11 protein-coding genes are annotated in these 18,285 nt (G+C 47.3%); 4 read left to right on the plus strand and 7 right to left on the minus strand.

The window, feature by feature from the left end:
* Window positions 1–368: 368 nt before the first annotated feature.
* A complete protein-coding gene (locus AZH53_RS00770) occupies window positions 369–3,113 on the plus strand; it encodes an NHL repeat-containing protein (RefSeq protein WP_319641651.1) in 2,745 nt (914 codons plus the stop codon).
* 325 nt (window positions 3,114–3,438) lie between these two features.
* On the opposite strand, the gene AZH53_RS00775 is transcribed toward AZH53_RS00770, so the two are convergent.
* Window positions 3,439–4,098 (minus strand): PrsW family glutamic-type intramembrane protease, encoded by a 660-nt coding sequence (locus tag AZH53_RS00775; RefSeq protein WP_319641652.1) that lies wholly within the window; start codon window positions 4,096–4,098, stop codon window positions 3,439–3,441.
* A complete protein-coding gene (locus AZH53_RS00780; protein WP_319641653.1) occupies window positions 4,095–4,829 on the minus strand; it encodes a hypothetical protein in 735 nt (244 codons plus the stop codon). The genes AZH53_RS00775 and AZH53_RS00780 overlap by 4 nt, the downstream gene beginning before the upstream one ends.
* Window positions 4,830–4,938: 109 nt before the next feature.
* Here AZH53_RS00780 and AZH53_RS00785 point away from each other — a divergent pair, with 109 nt between their 5' ends.
* Complete coding sequence (locus AZH53_RS00785; protein WP_319641654.1) at window positions 4,939–5,382, plus strand: carboxypeptidase-like regulatory domain-containing protein; 444 nt, start codon at window positions 4,939–4,941, stop codon at window positions 5,380–5,382.
* A 203-nt stretch (window positions 5,383–5,585) separates the two neighbouring features.
* Here AZH53_RS00785 and AZH53_RS00790 read toward each other — a convergent pair whose 3' ends face one another.
* Window positions 5,586–6,017, minus strand: coding sequence for an Ig-like domain-containing protein (locus AZH53_RS00790; RefSeq protein ID WP_319641655.1), 432 nt, complete (start codon window positions 6,015–6,017; stop codon window positions 5,586–5,588).
* 1,256 nt (window positions 6,018–7,273) lie between these two features.
* Between AZH53_RS00790 and AZH53_RS00795 the strand changes: the two genes are divergently transcribed.
* Window positions 7,274–9,559, plus strand: a complete 2,286-nt coding sequence (locus tag AZH53_RS00795) for a hypothetical protein (protein WP_319641656.1) — start codon at window positions 7,274–7,276, stop codon at window positions 9,557–9,559.
* A gap of 58 nt (window positions 9,560–9,617) precedes the next feature.
* Here the strand turns inward: AZH53_RS00795 and AZH53_RS00800 are convergent, their stop codons facing one another.
* From AZH53_RS00800 to AZH53_RS00815, 4 genes are all read right to left on the minus strand, one after another.
* Window positions 9,618–12,728 carry a type I restriction endonuclease subunit R gene (locus tag AZH53_RS00800; protein WP_319641657.1) on the minus strand — a complete coding sequence of 1,037 codons (3,111 nt, stop codon included), beginning with the start codon at window positions 12,726–12,728 and terminating at the stop codon, window positions 9,618–9,620.
* A gap of 3 nt (window positions 12,729–12,731) precedes the next feature.
* The gene (locus AZH53_RS00805) at window positions 12,732–13,823 is read right to left on the minus strand and encodes a DUF6236 family protein (protein ID WP_319641658.1); all 1,092 of its coding nucleotides are present in this window, start codon (window positions 13,821–13,823) and stop codon (window positions 12,732–12,734) included.
* A gap of 26 nt (window positions 13,824–13,849) precedes the next feature.
* Window positions 13,850–15,127: a restriction endonuclease subunit S gene (locus tag AZH53_RS00810; RefSeq protein WP_319641659.1), complete on the minus strand. Its 1,278-nt coding sequence runs from the start codon at window positions 15,125–15,127 to the stop codon at window positions 13,850–13,852.
* 85 nt (window positions 15,128–15,212) lie between these two features.
* Window positions 15,213–16,823, minus strand: coding sequence for a class I SAM-dependent DNA methyltransferase (locus tag AZH53_RS00815; RefSeq protein ID WP_319641660.1), 1,611 nt, complete (start codon window positions 16,821–16,823; stop codon window positions 15,213–15,215).
* 215 nt (window positions 16,824–17,038) lie between these two features.
* Here AZH53_RS00815 and AZH53_RS00820 point away from each other — a divergent pair, with 215 nt between their 5' ends.
* Entirely contained in the window at window positions 17,039–18,241 is a 1,203-nt protein-coding gene (locus tag AZH53_RS00820; protein ID WP_319641661.1) for an NYN domain-containing protein, read from the plus strand.
* Window positions 18,242–18,285: the final 44 nt, after the last annotated feature.

Consider the following 18,285-nt stretch of genomic DNA (forward strand, 5'->3'; position numbering starts at 1 on the left):
TACTGTTTTTTCAGGTACTGATCTGGAAGATGGGGGTGACGACTGATGGTATGAGGTTCATGGATTCTTACCGACGGAATCTGCCATATAATGCCTTCGCGGACATTGAGGGATGAATCGATTTTCTTAAATACGAAGTCAATCAGGATCACTTACATTGCATTGATGGAGTTCATCCCAGTCAGTGTTAACCAAAAAGTCGGATAATATCCACCAAACGACAGCATCTACACTTATACGAGAGCTTTTCGAAGCGCAGGGTCAAGGGGGGCTTGCCCTACATAGTCTCGTCGTTTTTTGTGCGCAGGCATATCCGTAGGTGACCGGAGGGTGGTGAATTTTCAAGAGTGCAATTGAGGTTGATGGGTATGAAATTTAGAAGAAGGGGAAAAATAGTATGGGTAAGTCTAGGCTTATTTTTGTTAATACCGAGCATGCTTTGTGGACAAGCAATAGCTGTCGACTTCGGAACCTATCCCGGAAGTTCTTATGAATTTGTCACCAAGTGGGGCACAGAAGGGTACAATGACGGGCAGTTCAAGTTTCCGAATGCCATTGCGGTAGACAGTTCTGGTTATGTCTATGTGCTTGACCATTCTGAGCAACGTGTCCAGAAATTTACTTCTGACGGGACATTCGTTAGTAAATTAAAGTATGGTGATTTCTGGGGTGCCAAAGGCATCGCTGTTGACGATGATGGAAATATCTATATTTGCGATACCGAAAATAATCGCATACAGAAATTCGCCCCCAATGGGGCTTTATTGACCAGATGGGGCACAGAAGGGTACAATGACGGGCAGTTCAAGTTTCCGAATGCCATTGCGGTAGACAGTTCTGGTTATGTCTATGTGCTTGACCATTCTGAGCAACGTGTCCAGAAATTTACTTCTGACGGGACATTCGTTAGTAAATTAAAGTATGGTGATTTCTGGGGTGCCAAAGGCATCGCTGTTGACGATGATGGAAATATCTATATTTGCGATACCGAAAATAATCGCATACAGAAATTCGCCCCCAATGGGGCTTTATTGACCAGATGGGGCACAGAAGGGTACAATGACGGGCAGTTCAAGTTTCCGAATGCCATTGCGGTAGACAGTTCTGGTTATGTCTATGTGCTTGACCATTCTGAGCAACGTGTCCAGAAATTTACTTCTGACGGGACATTCGTTAGTAAATTAAAGTATGGTGATTTCTGGGGTGCCAAAGGCATCGCTGTTGATGATGGTGGTAATATCTATATTTGTGATACAGAAAATAATCGCATACAGGTCTTTAAACCCATAAATGGAGTGAATCCACAGCAATTGGACACCGGGTTCATTCTAGGAAAACATGGCTACCAATTCTATAATTTCGATAAATCCCCTCTTTCATGGAATTTATTTGAAGCAGTCTACGGAAAGGATGAGGTCACCTATTCGAATGGCAATCCAACAATTACAGCAAATGCATTCTATTCTTTAAATTTTAAAAATAGTGCAACCGGTGGGTCTTGTTTCGGTATATCGGCAAGTTCACTTGATTTGTTCCAGAATTCTCAAGATGGTGAGTATGCATGGAATACCGGGATAGCAGAAACCCTTAATCTTGATAGATCATGGTCATTTTTCGCAAATGAGAAAATTCCAACCTCGCTATCAACCGTGGAGGATTTCATCGAATATTACCACCCTCAACAAATGGATCGCGCCTGCCAAAATGATAGGGATTACTATCAAGGGAGTATTACTGTCTATAATGAATTAAAATCAAGGATGGGGAATAAAAATGCCTGGATTGCTGATCCCGTTGTTCTTGATATTTGGTGGATTGATGGTCAAGATTTACATGGGCACACAATTGTTCCATATAAAATAATTGAAGATAACAATGTTGCTAAAGTCTATGTTTATGACAGCAATTATCCTTTAAAAGACTATGCTGATTATGAATTTTGGGTAGAATTTGATCAAAATACGAATTCGTTACAAACTGGCTATGATTACTATTTTAACGGACAGAAATACGAATTTTCATTAATTAATATCGATGTTGTTACCTTGGTTCGTCTTTCTACTATCAAACAGGACTCGGATATTCCATTTTGGGATAGTGTATCATCGATGATAAGATTATTTTTTACAAGCAGTGACGGTGATCACCTTGGATACTACAACGGCGAGTGGGTGAGCGAAATTCCGGGAGCGTACAAAGTCACCATTACAGGAGATAGTTCTCAATACCCTGAAACCTATTACATCGGTGATTTAGACCTAAAAAGGGAAATTGTTGGAACAGATTATGGTGTCGGGAGTGTGTCGATAATTCGACCAAACACATTGGTCACGGCTAACATATCGGTTACACCTATCTCTGTTGATGAACTTGTGGTTCCTCCGGACGGTTCATATGCTGAATTTATTTCAGGTCAGGGAACTGATTCGCTCGAACTAAATTTTGTGAAAGAAACTGATGAGTTTGGCAGAATGGCAGCAATAAATGGATTTTCCTTGAAAACTGGGGACGCTGCCGGGCTCGCCTTCGAAGAAGATCTCCAGAACATAACTCTCACCAACACCGGGACTGAGAGGGAATACACCCTCATTCTCGAACAGGTCGGCTCCAATGCCGGAACCTTCGAAAACCCCTTCCTCACCACCCTTGGCCCCGACTCATCGGCGAAGATTATTCCCGACAACTGGGACGACCTAGAAAACACCTATCTAAAAGTGGAGCATGACATCGGCAACGACGGCATCATCGACGAGACCGAGATCGCGACCGAACTCGTTGCGACCGTGGATCTTGACCCCGATGTGATCAAACTGGGAAGCAAGGGCAATGTTGTCACCGCCTATATAGAGCTGCCTCCCGAATATGGTGCGGATGACTTCGGCGAGGGGCCCGTCCGGCTCGTTACAGTAAATGGCCAGTATGTCGATCTCCCCGCCATCGAGCCGAACACGGTGGGCGATTACGATGAGGATGCCATCCCCGACCTGATGGTCAAGTTCGATCGGCAGATCCTCGAAGAGTTCCTGACAGAAGGAGAGAATGAAATCTCCGTCCTTGGAACGCTCAGCGACGGGATGTATTACAGCGGTGTGGACGCAATCCGCGCCAAATAATTATTCACTTTTTTCAAGTATTCCTACAGAGGCCCGCCGCCGGAGCGTGACTGCAGAGTAGTGACACGGAGGGGTCAACCCCCCGTTCGAGCTGCCGGACGCCGAATCCGCAGGATGAGGTGGTCGGGAGCGACAGAGATCCCGGACATGGAGTGCCACGGCAGGCCCCCTGTCCCGAAGCGAGCGGAAGCGAGGGAGGGAGCAGGGCCGTACTCCAGACAATGGAGATGTGAGCACCGGCCCCATATTTCATGGCCGCCTCTCCACCTGATTACTTGGAAAGCAGGCTCTTCGAACTCATCCTTCTTACGGATCCCCGTCCGATTCAGTCCTCTGACCGGGTCTGTTTCGGCCAGATGGAATCCCGGTTGTAGGCGATGAGCAGAAGCACAAAGAGGAGGAGCGGAAGGCCGATCGCAAATATCCTGCCGGACTCTGTATGCCCGACCATCAGGTTGTAGAGGGCGTGGATTATCACCGCGACCGTGTACAGCCCGAAGAGGATCGATGGCAGTGACCGTCTCGAGAAGCCATAGGTCAGGAAGATCCCGTACCCGATGATCGCCGTCATGCACCCGTGCATGACCGAGGTCGTGATCCCCCGGACCACCGCATATGCAACTGCCCCCACGCCGCCGAGCATGAAGGTCGAGATATATACGTAGTTCTCCAGGATTGCGAATCCGAATCCTGACGCCATTGCGAGCACGAGCAGCTCCTTGGAGTACCGTTGCCCGAAGGCCAGCAGAAGGACGAATAGCGGCAGGGCTTTGACGAACTCCTCGACCACCGGAGCAATCGATACGTCGGTGAGAACCGTGCCTGCCGCAAGGGTAAGGGAGAGCGCATGAATGACGTAATAGGAGATCACCGCCGCCGACAGACCCCAGATCAGGAACGCGAGGATCCTCCGCTGCCCGCCCTCAAGGAAGATCAGGAGGAAGAACAGCGGCAGCGAGGCCGCCAGGTAGAACTCGAGGATCATGGCTCCTCCTCCTTTCCATACCCGAGGTACGCGAGGGCAAGGAGCGAGAACGCGATCGCGGCCATTGAGCCGGCCGCGTTCAGGGGCCACGGGGGGTCCGGCAGGGTGGAACGGAGTGCGTAGAGTATATGTGCGAGAGAGAAGACGATGGTGCCGCCGAACAGCACCGGGAACCGGTGAGCCGAACGGAGAATCGCCTCTGACAGGAGGATAACAGCGAGGACAAGGATGACGAGCGTAGTCAGGGTCTTCGCGTTCACCCCGAGCAGATACACGAACCCAAGACCGAAAACGAAGAGGGGCACCGCGATCAGTGCTGCATGCCACCATGGGAGGGAACTGCGTGGCATCCCTTCCAGGTACCCGGCGATCAGGAAGAGAAAGGCCCCGACAAACCCGAGATCCGCGACGGTCGGGTAGTTCAGGCCTCCCCCGATCAGGATGAAATAGGCATACCAGAACGCATTGCCGAGGGTCCATGTCGCCCCGGCAAAAGCCCCGTGTGCGAGAAGCAGGTTCGGGGTACGGCGGAGGTAGGTCCAGGCGGCCACACCCGCCGCGGCCATACTGGCCACGAGCTGGGTCGCGTTGCTGATCTCGTTGAAGAATCCGGTCAGATCCCCGCCCACCACCGCCACGCCTCCGAGCAGGCCGAGCGAGACCACAAGCAGCACCACGAGAATGCCACGGAAGACTGTCTCAGGGTATCGCCGATCCACGGGGAGTTGCATGATAATCTGTAGAGCATAGCCGGATAAAAATAGTGCCCCATCATTTCAGGTCAGGGGATATGCTTATTTGAAGGACGCACTACCGTAATGCATTTAGTTTGGTGACACCATGAACCAGAAGAATCTCTCTATTGCGATCGTTGTGGTGGCGGCCTTCGTCATCGTGATTGGTCTGTGGCTCTCCGGGGCCGGGCAGACGGGGTCCCTTTCGGGTGATGTGGCAATCCCCACGGCGGGGCCGACACCACCAACCCCTGTCAGGACCTTTGTCACGCTGGGGGTGACGGTGCTTCAGGAAAAAGAGGATGGTATGATGGAACGTGCCATTCAGTTCTCCGGAACACTGACCGATTCGAGCGGGGCCCCTGTCCCGGGTCGAACCGTGACCATCATGAAAAATGCCAATCCCCCGTATAGCGTAAAAACGGTAACGACAGGGACCAATGGCGCATTCGATGTCATATATGGCGAGTATAGCCCAAGCGCATATTACGCGGTCTTTGCGGGTGACGAGAAGTATCAAGCCTCCCAATCAAGTATTATTTCTTCGTGAGCCTGCTCTGATGGGCGGGGTGCTGGACAGAGGGCGGGGCCCGTACCAGCACCAATAACCTCTCGTTTCAGGTGGCAGGTTTGGAAAAGTGGAGGGGGAGGCTCTCTCCTATTGTCCCATGGTAGTCTACGATGGCGGCTACCGGAACGGAGTCTCGTAACTGTACTACATCGGTGGTATGCAACGGGGGAGCATCCATTCCATCAGACGAATGGTTGCACCGGCGATGATACTGTGCCGGACTCTGATGGCAGGTACTGACTATCACCTGCGAAGGTCGCGACATAGGGATGGCTGCCGCCGGTTTCTGCATAACTGGCTTCGAATCTCCCCGCAAAAGTCGTGACCGTTGCTACGGTACTTCCTTCGGTGCTGATGGTCACCGTCCGATCAGAAACGGGAGAGTCACCCGCGAGAAGAGTTCCCCGAAAGATAATTTCGCGCTCAGGCCCACTGCTCACATACTCATTGTTCACCCACACCTCCAGTGTCAGGGTGGTGTATTGTGGGCCGACGGCGCAGTCGGTACAGCCTGCGAGCGGCCCGGTTTGCCCGGCCCCGGAGAGCCACAGGCCGATCACAACGGCGATCGCCGCCACCATAATGATCACAATGTAGAGATTCTTCTGGTTCAAGTTGTCACCACACCAATTGATATGATTTCCTTATCATCCAACGATAATAAAGCCGCACCCGGGGAGAAGGGAACCGACTCATTTCCCATCGAAAAAGAATCGGGGGATATCGGATGGGATATGGTGCAAAGGGATGTGCTGGTTTCATACATGGAGTGCATCGCGGCATATGTGCAACGAAAAAGAAGGGAAAAAGGAAGCGTGAGCGCTTTCCTCTATGCCCATCCCTGAGGAGATTATGCAATTATTGTCACAACTTAGTCCCTGATTGGTGGGTGCAGATGACCGATTTGTCACAATACGGGATTCCATTATATTCACATCCTTTATAGACTACCATGGGGTCATAGAAGGAAACGGTGGCCTTATTTGCCTTAAATGAGCCATCGGCACCAGTTGTCGTGGAAAACCAGTAATGCCACGTCTCACTCGACTTCTCATAGTACCAGACCTCTAAGACCTGGTTTGGGAGTGGTGCTCCGCTGGACGTCTTGAGAGTGCCCCAGATATCCGTCGGAATCACCCCGATGTAGCAATATGCCTTCAGTTCCGGAAACTCGCTGCAGCAATAATAACTTACATCTCCGGATAGCGGCCCGGTTTGTCCGGCCCCGGAGAGCCACAGACCAATAACAACGGCGATCGCCACCACCACGACGATCGCAATATAGAGATTCTTCTGGTTTATGTTGTCACCACACCTATTGATATGATTTCCTTATCATCCAATGATAATTAAGCCGCACCTGGGGTGCAATACATAAGGAACGCCCCTCATTCTTTTCTTCGGGCTTTTTCCGGGAGTACCATGCCCGGGACGGGGCTGCCTGCCATAAACGGGGAAGAAGAAATTCCGGAGTTCTGCCCACCGCCGTCCGGGTCTCCGGGAACTCTAGGGCAGCGAGAACCACGTCGCGGGCGAACGCTGTAAGCGGGGTGATGAGTGTGGCTGGAAATTGACCTTCATGTACACCGTTGCAGCACATGTGCTGTTCATGGGTGACCAGTACGCGAATGAAGCTCGAGGGCACCCTCTTCAGGATTAAGGTTGACAGATCAAAGGACTCGGGCCTCGGCTGAAAACGGATTAATTATTTTCTACTTATTATTTTATTTCCTAATTAATTTATTATACACCTTCAATTTAAAATTCGAGCTGTTTTTTTAGTATTTAGATATAATTAGTTAATTTTTTGCGCGTTTTAAAAAGGCATAAATACTCATGTTAATTATTTTACTTTGATGGGTGGGTTCATATGACAACTTCAATTAATAATTCATCTTCTGGAGAAAAGGATATTTCGAAAGAAATTTCCTCGGATCCAGAAAGAAATAAAAGGAATTTTTGTAAAGAGATAGATCTCCAAAACAATTATTCCATAATATTATTAATGATGATAATATTATTTCCAACATCACTTGTCATCTCATATCTCTTACTTCCTTTGACACCTCTAACTCTTGAGATACTGAAAAGTATATTCGGCTTTCAATTATGTATTGTAACAATATTTTTATCCCTTACTGTCCTTGTCGTAAAATTAACTGCATCGAACTATTCTTTGAGAAAGATTGGCTTTTTTTTCAAATCACCATTTTTAATGGGCCCAATTGTTATACTACTGATTTCTTCCGTATGCAATGCTATAGCTATAGGTACCTTATTTCCCGGAGATAGTAGTATTGCATTATATAATGAAACAATTTCCAGTGCAATATTAGACAAAAATCATTTTTATGAATCTTTGTATTCTATTTTTACCGGGACACTCTTGATTTATTTTTTGATAATAATGGCGATATTTTCTATTGGAATGGTGGCATTATCAATATATTATATTTTCAACGAATCAAAACCTGAAAATATTATTTGTTCGATAAAAAAAGCGAATAATCTAATATCTAATAAAAAGAGGATTTTTGAAGAATTAGGTTCTTTGTTGCAACAGTTTGCCGATGTAATTCACCCGTCGATCCAAAAATCAGATTTTCATGCAGTAAACACTGGATTACAATGCATTTCTCAAACAATTGATGAATTAAAAGAAAATCAGAATATAAATCCCTGTGATTGGGAACAAATTTCTAAATTGTATACAACTCGCCTCTCCAGGTTTGGACGTGATGCAATTGGACAGAAAGACGAAGATATTGCTATTAGGATAATTAATCAGCATTTGAATTTTTTAAAATTACATATTAACCAACCTCGGTCCGAACGGTCATTAATTCAGTCTTACCAAATAGATCCAGTTATTAATTCAATATCTGATATCGGGATAGCTTCTGTTGAAGCCGGGCTGGGCAGAGCTACACTCGAAGCCTTAAAAGGCCTCTATTTCTGTGGATGTATAGCCGTTGGAAATTTATCAGAATCTGATACAAGTACAGCTCGTTTGGATCATACGGAATATGGTGAATACAAATTTACACTCTTGAAAAAAGAAATCGATGTGGCAATTGAGGAAAACATTTGCATTTCACAGAAGGTTGACACCGCTGAGATGGACTCGGAAGAGGTAAGAAAAAATTTCTTGAATGCCTCAATAAACGCCACTCAGTCAATAAGTGCAATTAGTCAAATTGCCTCACACCGAAATTATGAACAAATTGCGATTAATTCTGTTGACTGTATCGGAAAAATTGGTTGGTCATCATGTAAAATGAAACTTGATTCCAAGAAAGGATACACAAAAGATTTACCTGGAAGAATTATTTGGAAAATGAAGGATGCCGGGATAACTGCGGCTAGTTGCCAATTAGAAGGTGCCACAATTTACTTTGAAAAAATCCTAAATAAAATTGCATTATGTGCTATAGAAGAGTCTAATACAAAGAAGAGAGATGCATATCGACCTGATCAATATCCGATTGATATCATCCATGCGGATGAAAACAAACTATCCCACTATCCTGTTGACATTGCTAAAGCTCTCCGGGAAATCGGTCAGATTGCAGGTGAAAATAAACTTGAAAGCGCAATAATTCGTAATTCACTGTATTTGTCACATGTTGGGATTGAATGTGTAAAGAAAAATATCCACTATTTTTCAAGAGGCGACGCATTCTCTAAAGTTGAACGAGAATATCCATCGGTTAGAGTAGTTTGGTGCCTGAAAGATTTAGGCAAGTCAGCGGCAAAAAATGGTATAGAGAAAGGTACAGTCCAAGTTATTGAGGACATTATTAAAATTCTAAGTTTTGCAACGGATAGATGGCATGATAAATCCATTGATAAAAAGGAATTTGATAAAATCTCAACTAAATCCGTTAATGGTCTGAAAGAGATTTGGGAGAACTCTTCCTCGAATAATTTGAGCGAAGCTCGGAATAAGATTATGATATTTATCAATAGGGAAGTAGATCGTACAAAAGATAAGTATGATTTTAATATTATTGAATATGTTGATAATATTTCCCGGAAAGAATTGGAAATAGTTGCTGATGATAAATTCGTAAAATTGGTGGATCAATATCGTAAGGGGCCATGGAAAGCTAGCAAATATATGCAAATGCAATTATTCGATGTTCATGAATCCTAACCTTCTCCTTATCTCTCTAATTTCGATGTCATTTTCCGGCAATGAATTTTCAGATTAATCATATCGCAACAGCACCACAGATCTTTTCGGCCTGTTCCAGAACGGTCTTGGTGGCCTGTTCCTGCATGTCGGGTGGATAGCCATATTTTCTCAGAATCCTCTTGACCATCACCCGCATCTTTGCCCGGACGCTCTCCTTGGCAGCCCAATCGATAGTGACGTTGTTTCGTATGGTCACGACAAGTTCTGAGGCAATCATTCTCAGGATTTCGTCCTCCATGACCTGGCGTGCACTTTCGTTCTCTGCAAGTGCGTCATAGAAGGCGATCTCTGCATCGGAGAGGCCGAGATCTTCTCCCCGCTTGACGGTGTCGCGAACATCCTGTGCCGTCTTGATCAGCTCTTCAATGATGATGGCTGTTTCAACCGAACGGTTCTGGTATTTTCTCACCGATTCCTCAAGCATCTCAGAAAACTTTCTGGACTGGACTACATTGCGTCTCAGGCGGTTTTTGATCTCGTCATCGATCAGCTTACGCAGGAGTTCGACGGCGAGATTCTTCTGCGGAAGCTCTCGCACTTCCGCGAGGAAGTCATCCGAAAGAACGGAGATGTCCGGTTTTTTCAGTCCCGCCGCCTGGAAGATATCAACGATCCCTTCGGGCGTGATGGCTTCCGAGACGAGCTGCTGGACAGCATGGTCGAGTTCTCCCTGTGACTTTCTCGTCTTAGATGTGGTCTTTGCAATCGATGCCTTGACCGTCTGCAAAAAAGCCACATCGGTCCGTATTCGTTCGGTCTCTTCATGGGGGACGCAGAGCGAGAATGCGGTGGAGAGTTGCGTTACCGCATCGAGGTACCGCGACTTTCCATCCTTTTGGGAGAGGACGTGCTCCATTGCGGCGGGGATGAGCGACAGGCGTCTGCCGGGATCGCCGGTGTGCCATGCCGACCAGTCGAAGCCGTGCAGCATGTCGCAGCAAATCTCGTATTTTTCCAGCATGAGCGAGACGGCCTCTTCCTGCTCCTCGACACTCAGTCCCTTGTGCTTCTTGTTCTCGTCGGTGTATTCTGCGATGGCTTCCTTGAGTTTTGGCGCAATGCCGAGGTAATCGACGATGAGGCCACCTGGCTTGTCACGGAAGACCCGGTTGACCCGTGCAATGGTCTGCATGAGGGTGTGGCCCTGCATCGGTTTGTCGACGTACATCGTGTGCATGCAGGGAGCGTCGAACCCGGTGATCCACATGTCGCGGACGATGACGATCTTCAACGGGTCCGCAACATCGACATATCGAGCTCGTACTTTGTCCCGTTGACGTTTCGACCGGAAGTGCCTCTGCCACTCCTCCTTGTCGGAGGCCGAACCGGACATGACGACCTTGATGGCCCCTGTCATGTCGTCGTCGCTGTCCCAGTCGGGCCGGAGGCGGGTGATGGCATCATACATCTCGACGCAGATGCGCCTGCTCATGCAGACGATCATCGCCTTGCCGTCGAGAGTTTCGAGGCGCTTTTCAAAGTGGTTGACGATGTCCTCCGCGATGATGTCGATCCGGTGTTCTGCCCCGACCACCGCTTCGAGCTGGCCCCATTTTGTCTTGAGTTTGTTTCTGACGTCCTCCTCTTCGTTCTCCGTCACCTCTTCGAAGGTGCTGTCGAGGAGGGGCTTTTCCTCATCGGGGAGTTCGAGTTTGGCATGGCGGCCTTCGTAGTAGATGGGAACCGTCACGCCGTCCTCGTTTGCCTGGATAACATCGTAGATGCTGATATAGTCCCCGAAGACCGCCTTGGTGTCGCGGTCCTTGAGGGAGATAGGTGTGCCCGTAAACCCGATTGAGGAGGCATTCGGAAGTGCCTGCCGGATGTATTCGGCAAACCCGTAGCGGATGAATCCGGTCGTCTCGCTGACGTGCGGGGTGAAGCCGTAGTGGCTCCGGTGTGCCTCGTCGGCGATGAAGACGATGTTGTGCCGGTCGGAGAGGAGGGGATGATCTTCTTCCTCCTTTTCGGGGAAGAATTTCTGGATGGTGGAGAAGATCACGCCGCCGGATTCACGCGTGAGGAGTTCGCGGAGGTCCGCCCGGCTCTCTGCCTGAATGGGCGTCTGGCGGATATGTTCGTGGCAGCGGCCGAACGTCTCGAAGAGCTGGCCGTCGAGGTCGTTCTGGTCGGTGAGGAAGACGAGGGTGGGGTTCTCCATCTCCCGGCGCAGGATGATCTGGCGGGCGTAGAAGACCATCGAGAGGCTCTTGCCGGAACCCTGCGTGTGCCAGATGACGCCGCCCTTCTTGTCGCCTTCGGGTGCGGAGGCCGTGATGGTGCTCTCGACCGCCGCCTTGACGGCGTGGAACTGGTGGTACGCGGCGATCTTCTTGATGAGCGTCGACCCGGTGTTCTCGAAGAGGATGAAGTCGCTCATGTACTCGAGGAACCGGTCTTTGGCAAAGAGGCCCTTGAGGAGAACTTCGAGCTGGGGGATGACGGAGGATGCGGTCTCGTCGCCGTCGATGGTCCGCCAGACCATGAACCGGTCTTCGTCGGCGGTCAGGGAACCGGCCCGTGCCTGGACGCCGTCGGAGATGACGAGCACTTCGTTGGTGTTGAAGAGCGATGATATCTGCTGCTTGTAGGTCTGCAACTGGGTATAGGCCGACCATATGGTGGCGTTCTCGTCGGCCGGGTTTTTGAGTTCGAGGACGGCGACGGGGATGCCGTTTACGAAGACGACGATATCGGGCCGCCGGTTGTGGTCCCCCTCGACCATCGTATACTGGTTGACGACGAGCCAGTCGTTTCTCTCCGGCTCGGAAGTATCGATCACCCTGACGAGCCCATGGCGGACGTCCCCGTTCTCCCGGTACTCCACGGGGATGCCGTCGGTCAGGTATTGGTGAAAGACATGGTTGTTCTCGATGAGCGCCGGAGACGGAGGAATGGTGAGCTTTCGAACCGCCTCATCGATGGCATCGTCTGTAAGCATGGGATTGATGGCATAGAGCGAGTCCCGGACCCGCCGGAGAAGAAATGGCTGATGATAATCGTCCCGCTCCGCCGCAGGCTCCCCCGGAGCAATCTCAGGCCCGGAGACGACATCGTACCCGAGGTCCGAGAACCACTGGAGGGCCGCGTCTTCGACTTCGGATTCGGTGAATTTGTAGGGGGTCATAAGTCAACATGTAATGCCGTGTTGTTTCATCTGATAGAGATAGGAATAAGGAGAATCTCTTAGTTTCTCATTTCGTTGAATATCCCTTTTTGACAAATAATTGCCAACTTTGACAGTAGCACTAATTAAAAGGCCTATACCAGCTAAAAGGGCATATTCTTCTGAACCTGTAGCAAATGCCCCAGACCCCGCAATTATCCCCAACCATTCAGTTTGTTTGACATCTAAAATCGCTTGGGCTGATCCGTATATGGTCTCTATTTTTAATTCTTTCATTGATTCTTCAAGATAATTTACTTCCTCAGCAATTTTTTCTTCCTGTCTGATTGAAAAGTCAATTACCTCTTTTGGAGTGCTGAATGATGTTGCTTCTATGGCAATAGTGTCAAGGTATTGACGGAATTTAATTAGGTCAGATTGATATCCTTTTTTAAAATCAAGGATTTGATGGATGTCTACCTCATCTTTTGGAATGGGCAGAATATTTTCATAAATAATTTTTGCTCGGGTCTGTTTATCTGATTCATCAATTTTCGCATAAGCATGATTCAGACTGGTTTCATTATCAGTAAGAGGTATGGTGATTTTCGAATCATTAGTTGCTAAATATTCCGCAAGCAATGACATGTAGATATCTGCGGTATTCTCTTCAATGAAAATCACTGGTTTCCCACTCTCAGATACCGAAATATTTCCCCCTAATTTTTTTTGCAAAAGGTTTCTCTTTTCTAATTCGGGGAATATCTTTCCATGCATCTCCTTTGATTCATATACTGGGACATATGAGCCATTTGCTGAGAGATCAAAGAGCTCGTTGTAGCAATCCAACCTATCAAAGAATTCCGAATAAAATTTATCTTGGAGAACAGAGCCACCTCTTGATCGCAATTTTTCTGGATGAAATGGACGGAATGCTTTCTCTTCATGTAATATATTAATGTCCTCATTTTCAAGTTCAAAATAGATATGTTCCTCCCAGACGTTTTCAGGAATAATTGAACCAATCTCATCCCAAAATAGTATTGATTGTCTGATCCAACTTTTATTTGTAATAATTGAATTTGGATAATAAAGTGCAGTCCGCCTCCCTGTCATGTTGCCATCACCGAATAATCCTCATCTTACGCTACTTTCACTCTGATTTCTCCAGAGATAAGCTTTGGGAGGATTTGATCGCGAATTTCGGCGAGGGTGCGGGAATGGATAGCATTGTTAATTTGCATTTCGATTAATGGCGATAATATTTGGTCAATTTCACTGAAGAGCTCCATTGGTGGAACGATGATTTTTGCGTCTCTAAGATTGTGTCTTTTTATATGGCCCATAGTCGTAGCTTTATCTGCAGCAATGGATCTGAAATCTTCCAAAAAATGATGAGTCCAGAGATAGCAGAACCATTTTGGATATAGTTCTGATGAAACTTTGAACAAATGTTGATTGAGTATACCTTCACCATAGGACCAAATGCATATTTGAAGACTCCCAGACCATGAAAATAGAATGTCACCATTTTTGATCAAATATTTTAATGGCACCGATTTTGATGCTTTATCCGTATTTGAGGTAATTCCGTTATTAAGCTCACGAATTTTTATCACCGGCAATGAATCCAGTTCATCTATAGGGGGATACTTTTGACAGGCCAAACCATTCATAAATTCAATATTACAATCCAAAGATTCTACTGTCCACCCCTTTGGCACCTCTCTCCCATCAACTACCTCAAACCCATCCGGAAACAGCGCCGCCGTCTCCTCGTCCATGCCCTCCGGCTGCCGTCCTTCAGCCTTCGCCCGCACCGGATCGAAGTCCACGAACCATGATGTGAAGATGGCCTGCGCTATTGCTTCGAGGGTCTCGTTCATCCGACAGTTTAGCTCTATCTTGTCATCGAGGGCTTTTAGAATATGAACAATAGATTTTTGCTGAGGGAGTGGCGGGAGACAAACATGGAAGGCTTTTGCTTCAGGATAGTAGATCGTTTGATGGGTTGTGCCACTTGCAAAGCGCAAGAGTGCATCATTTTCTGCTAACAAGACATATTTTAAAAAGTGTGGATTAATTTTCTTGCCACAAACCCAATTCACAAAATCTTGGCTTGTAGCCATCGATCGCCCCATGACGACAACATAACCGACAGAAGCCGTTCTTGATAAACAAACCGTATCTGGGGGGAGAAGACGTGCGGAGGAATTGGCTAAACCAAGATCACTAACGTGTTGATATGTATCGAATATTACTTTTCCATGATGTTCAATTGCATCCTTGAGACCTATCCAAGGAATGTCACCATCCCAGTATTCAGGATGCTTCCGGCTAGGAGTATGCCCACTTTCTAGTTGAGCAATATCACTTAATGCCGTCCATTCCCAACCTTGTGGGGTTGGAAGATCGGGCAATCCAACAGATAAAGCATACTTTCCTGCTATTACACCCTTTGTCGCAATTCTGCCCCCAGTTCGGCCAGTTCCAAGAATATTAGAATTATTTGTCGTAATTTAAATCCCCCAAATTTGATTCAATAATTGTTTCCAACTCATGACTCTTGAGAATTTGATTGCGTAACTCCGCCGTCAAGCGTTCCATCTTCTCCGCAAACGGCTCGGCATCATCATCCTCGACGATCTCCGCTCCGACATACCGACCCGGCGTGAGTACGTACCCGTGCTTTGCCACTTCTTCGAGCGTCTCGCTCTTGCAGAAGCCGGGTACGTCCTCATACTCGCCGGCGCCATCATCGCCCCGCCAGGCATGGTAGGTCCCGGCGATGCGGTCGATGTCCTCATCGGTCAGTTCCCGGTGGGTGCGGTCCACCATTACGCCCATCGTCCGGGCATCGATGAAGAGAATTTCGCGTCGTCTGTTGCGGAACCGGTTGTTCTTCTTGTCGCGGGAGAGGAACCAGAGGCAGGCGGGGATCTGGGTCGAGTAGAAGAGCTGGCCCGGCAGTGCCACCATGCAGTCCACCAGATCATCCTCGACGATGTTCCTGCGGATGTCGCCTTCGCCGGAAGTGTTTGAGGACATGCTGCCGTTTGCGAGGACCACCCCTGCCTGCCCGGTGGGGGCGAGATGGTGGATGAAGTGCTGCATCCAGGCGAAGTTGGCGTTGTTCTTGGGGGGAATGCCGTATTTCCACCGGACGTCCTGCCGGAGCTTCTCGCTCCCCCAGTCCTTCATGTTGAAGGGGGGATTGACGAGGATATAGTCCGCTTTCAGATCCTTGTGGAGATCATTTGCGAAACTGTCTGCTGCATGGTCGCCGAGGTTGCCTTCGATGCCCCGGATGGCGAGGTTCATCTTCGCAAGCCGCCAGGTCGTCGAATTGGACTCCTGCCCGTAGACGCTGATATCGTTTTTGCGTCCGCCATGGGCCTCCACGAACTCCTCGCTCTGGACAAACATACCGCCGGACCCACAGGCGGGATCATAGACCCGGCCGTGGTAAGGGGCAAGCATCGCAACAAGAATCCTGACAACACATCGCGGGGTGTAGAACTGACCGCCCTTCTTGCCTTCCGCACTGGCAAACTGGGAGAGGAAATATTCGTATACACGGCCGAGGACATCCTTGGAACGGCTTTCCTTATCCCCGACGGTGATGCCCCCGACGAGGTCCACCAGCTCGCCGAGCCGCTGTTTATCGAGGCTCGCCCGCCCGAAGTCCTTTGGGAGCACACCTTTCAGGATAGGGTTGCACTTTTCGATCTCGACCATCGCATCGTCGATGAGGACACCGATCTTGGGGGACTTTGCATGTGCCTGAAGGTAGGACCATCGTGAGACCCTGGGAACCCAGAAGACATTTTCGGCAAGGTATTCATCGGGGTCTTCGAGGACTGCATACTGCTGGTCGGGTTCTGCGACGTACCACTCGCTCTTCGGGTTGGATACTTCCCGCTTGATGTGTGTATAGCGTTCCTCGAACGAATCGGAGATGTATTTTAGGAAGATCAGGCCAAGGACGACGTGCTTGTACTCCGCTGCATCCATGTTGGACCGGAGTTTGTCCGCAGCTTCCCAGAGTTTCGCCTCGAATCCGATTATTGCGCCGCTATTCGATTTTTTATCACCGTTCGATTTTTTTCGTGCCATGCGGTCCCCTGCGTGCTGAATAATAGTATGATGGGAAAGACCGTGAAAGGTTTTGTGGATTTGATCTGGCGCTGGTTACTGAGCAGTTGCTGCTGGAATTGATTTTTTGTAAATCCCTGGAGATTGGTATCAGAAATGTAAATCTATTAAATTGCCAATATTTGTATTAAAAATAATTAAATACAATAAATGGAAATGGTAAATTTGGTGGTAAATTGTCTGACCCAAATATTGCAATATATCTCGATTTTGAAAATCTATCAATATCTGCTGAAAATTCCTATCCTGATCTAGAAAAACCTCTCAAAATTGAGCCTTTATTAGATTACGCGGCAGGAAGAGGAAATATAACAGTAAAAAGGGCCTATGCCGACTGGTCACAGCAAATTGTTCGTAAATACGAACGGATGCTTGTAACTCATGGATTTGAAATGCGGCATCTCCCTCAAACTAGTATGATTGGAAAAAATGGCTCGGATCTCCAAATGACAATAGATGTTCTAAGTGACTTACAAAATTTGCCTGTTGATACATTCATTTTGGGATCTGGTGATACTGATTTCATCCCTTTAGTACGGAGTATTATTGAAAAAGGAAAAAAGGTGCATATTGTTGGGTTTGAAAGTTCGGTTGGTAATGCTATCAAAAGGAATTGTACGAAGTATAAATCTATGGAGGATTTGCTTGGATTAAATGAGGAAGAAAATATTGATTTGGATGATATTGAAAACTCAGAAGATTTGAGCAAATTCATTGGTCGGAATTTATTGGTCCGATTCAGTAAAACCCATCCTGGAGGAGAACCAATTTTATTATCTCAATTAAAGGAACGTTTGAGAAGGATGGACCCGTCCTTTACAGAAAAAAATCTCGGATTTTCGTCTTTTAAATCATTCATTGATTCCTACGTTGGTGATGTCATCGAAAAACTATATGATGATGATAAAACAGGACATCCTCTCGCGGTTTTTAAGGATATCTCAAAAATTGAAGAGAATGAGAAGATATCGGAGGATGATGTGAATGAATTAGAAATAAAAGATTATATCATCCGACATTTGCGTTATCCACAGAATAATGAGATCCGACTTGATTTTTCGCAAAAAATTATTGATATTTATAAGAAGGAAAATTCTGCCTCTATGAAAGAGATAATTGATTATATTGCAGACAATATCGAATTTGATTATCCAAAAATTGGAATTAAAAAATTTGTATATGCATTAGGACAGGGAAGGGCAATTCATTATGAAAATCAAGATGGCGATTTTTCACTATTCAATCGGCCTCAAAAACTAAACGAAGACGTCCCCGATAAATTTGAAATTGAAAGAATCTATCAAAAAAGAATATTTGAATTAGTATCCAAGAGGTTTCCAGAGACAGACGCCTCAGTAATCAATGAATTTTTAAAATAATTTTATAACTTTATAATATTACCAATCACAATTTGGATTTATTT

The sequence above is a fragment of the Methanovulcanius yangii genome, assembly GCF_018687785.1.
Taxonomy (GTDB): Archaea; Halobacteriota; Methanomicrobia; order Methanomicrobiales; family Methanomicrobiaceae; genus Methanovulcanius; species Methanovulcanius yangii.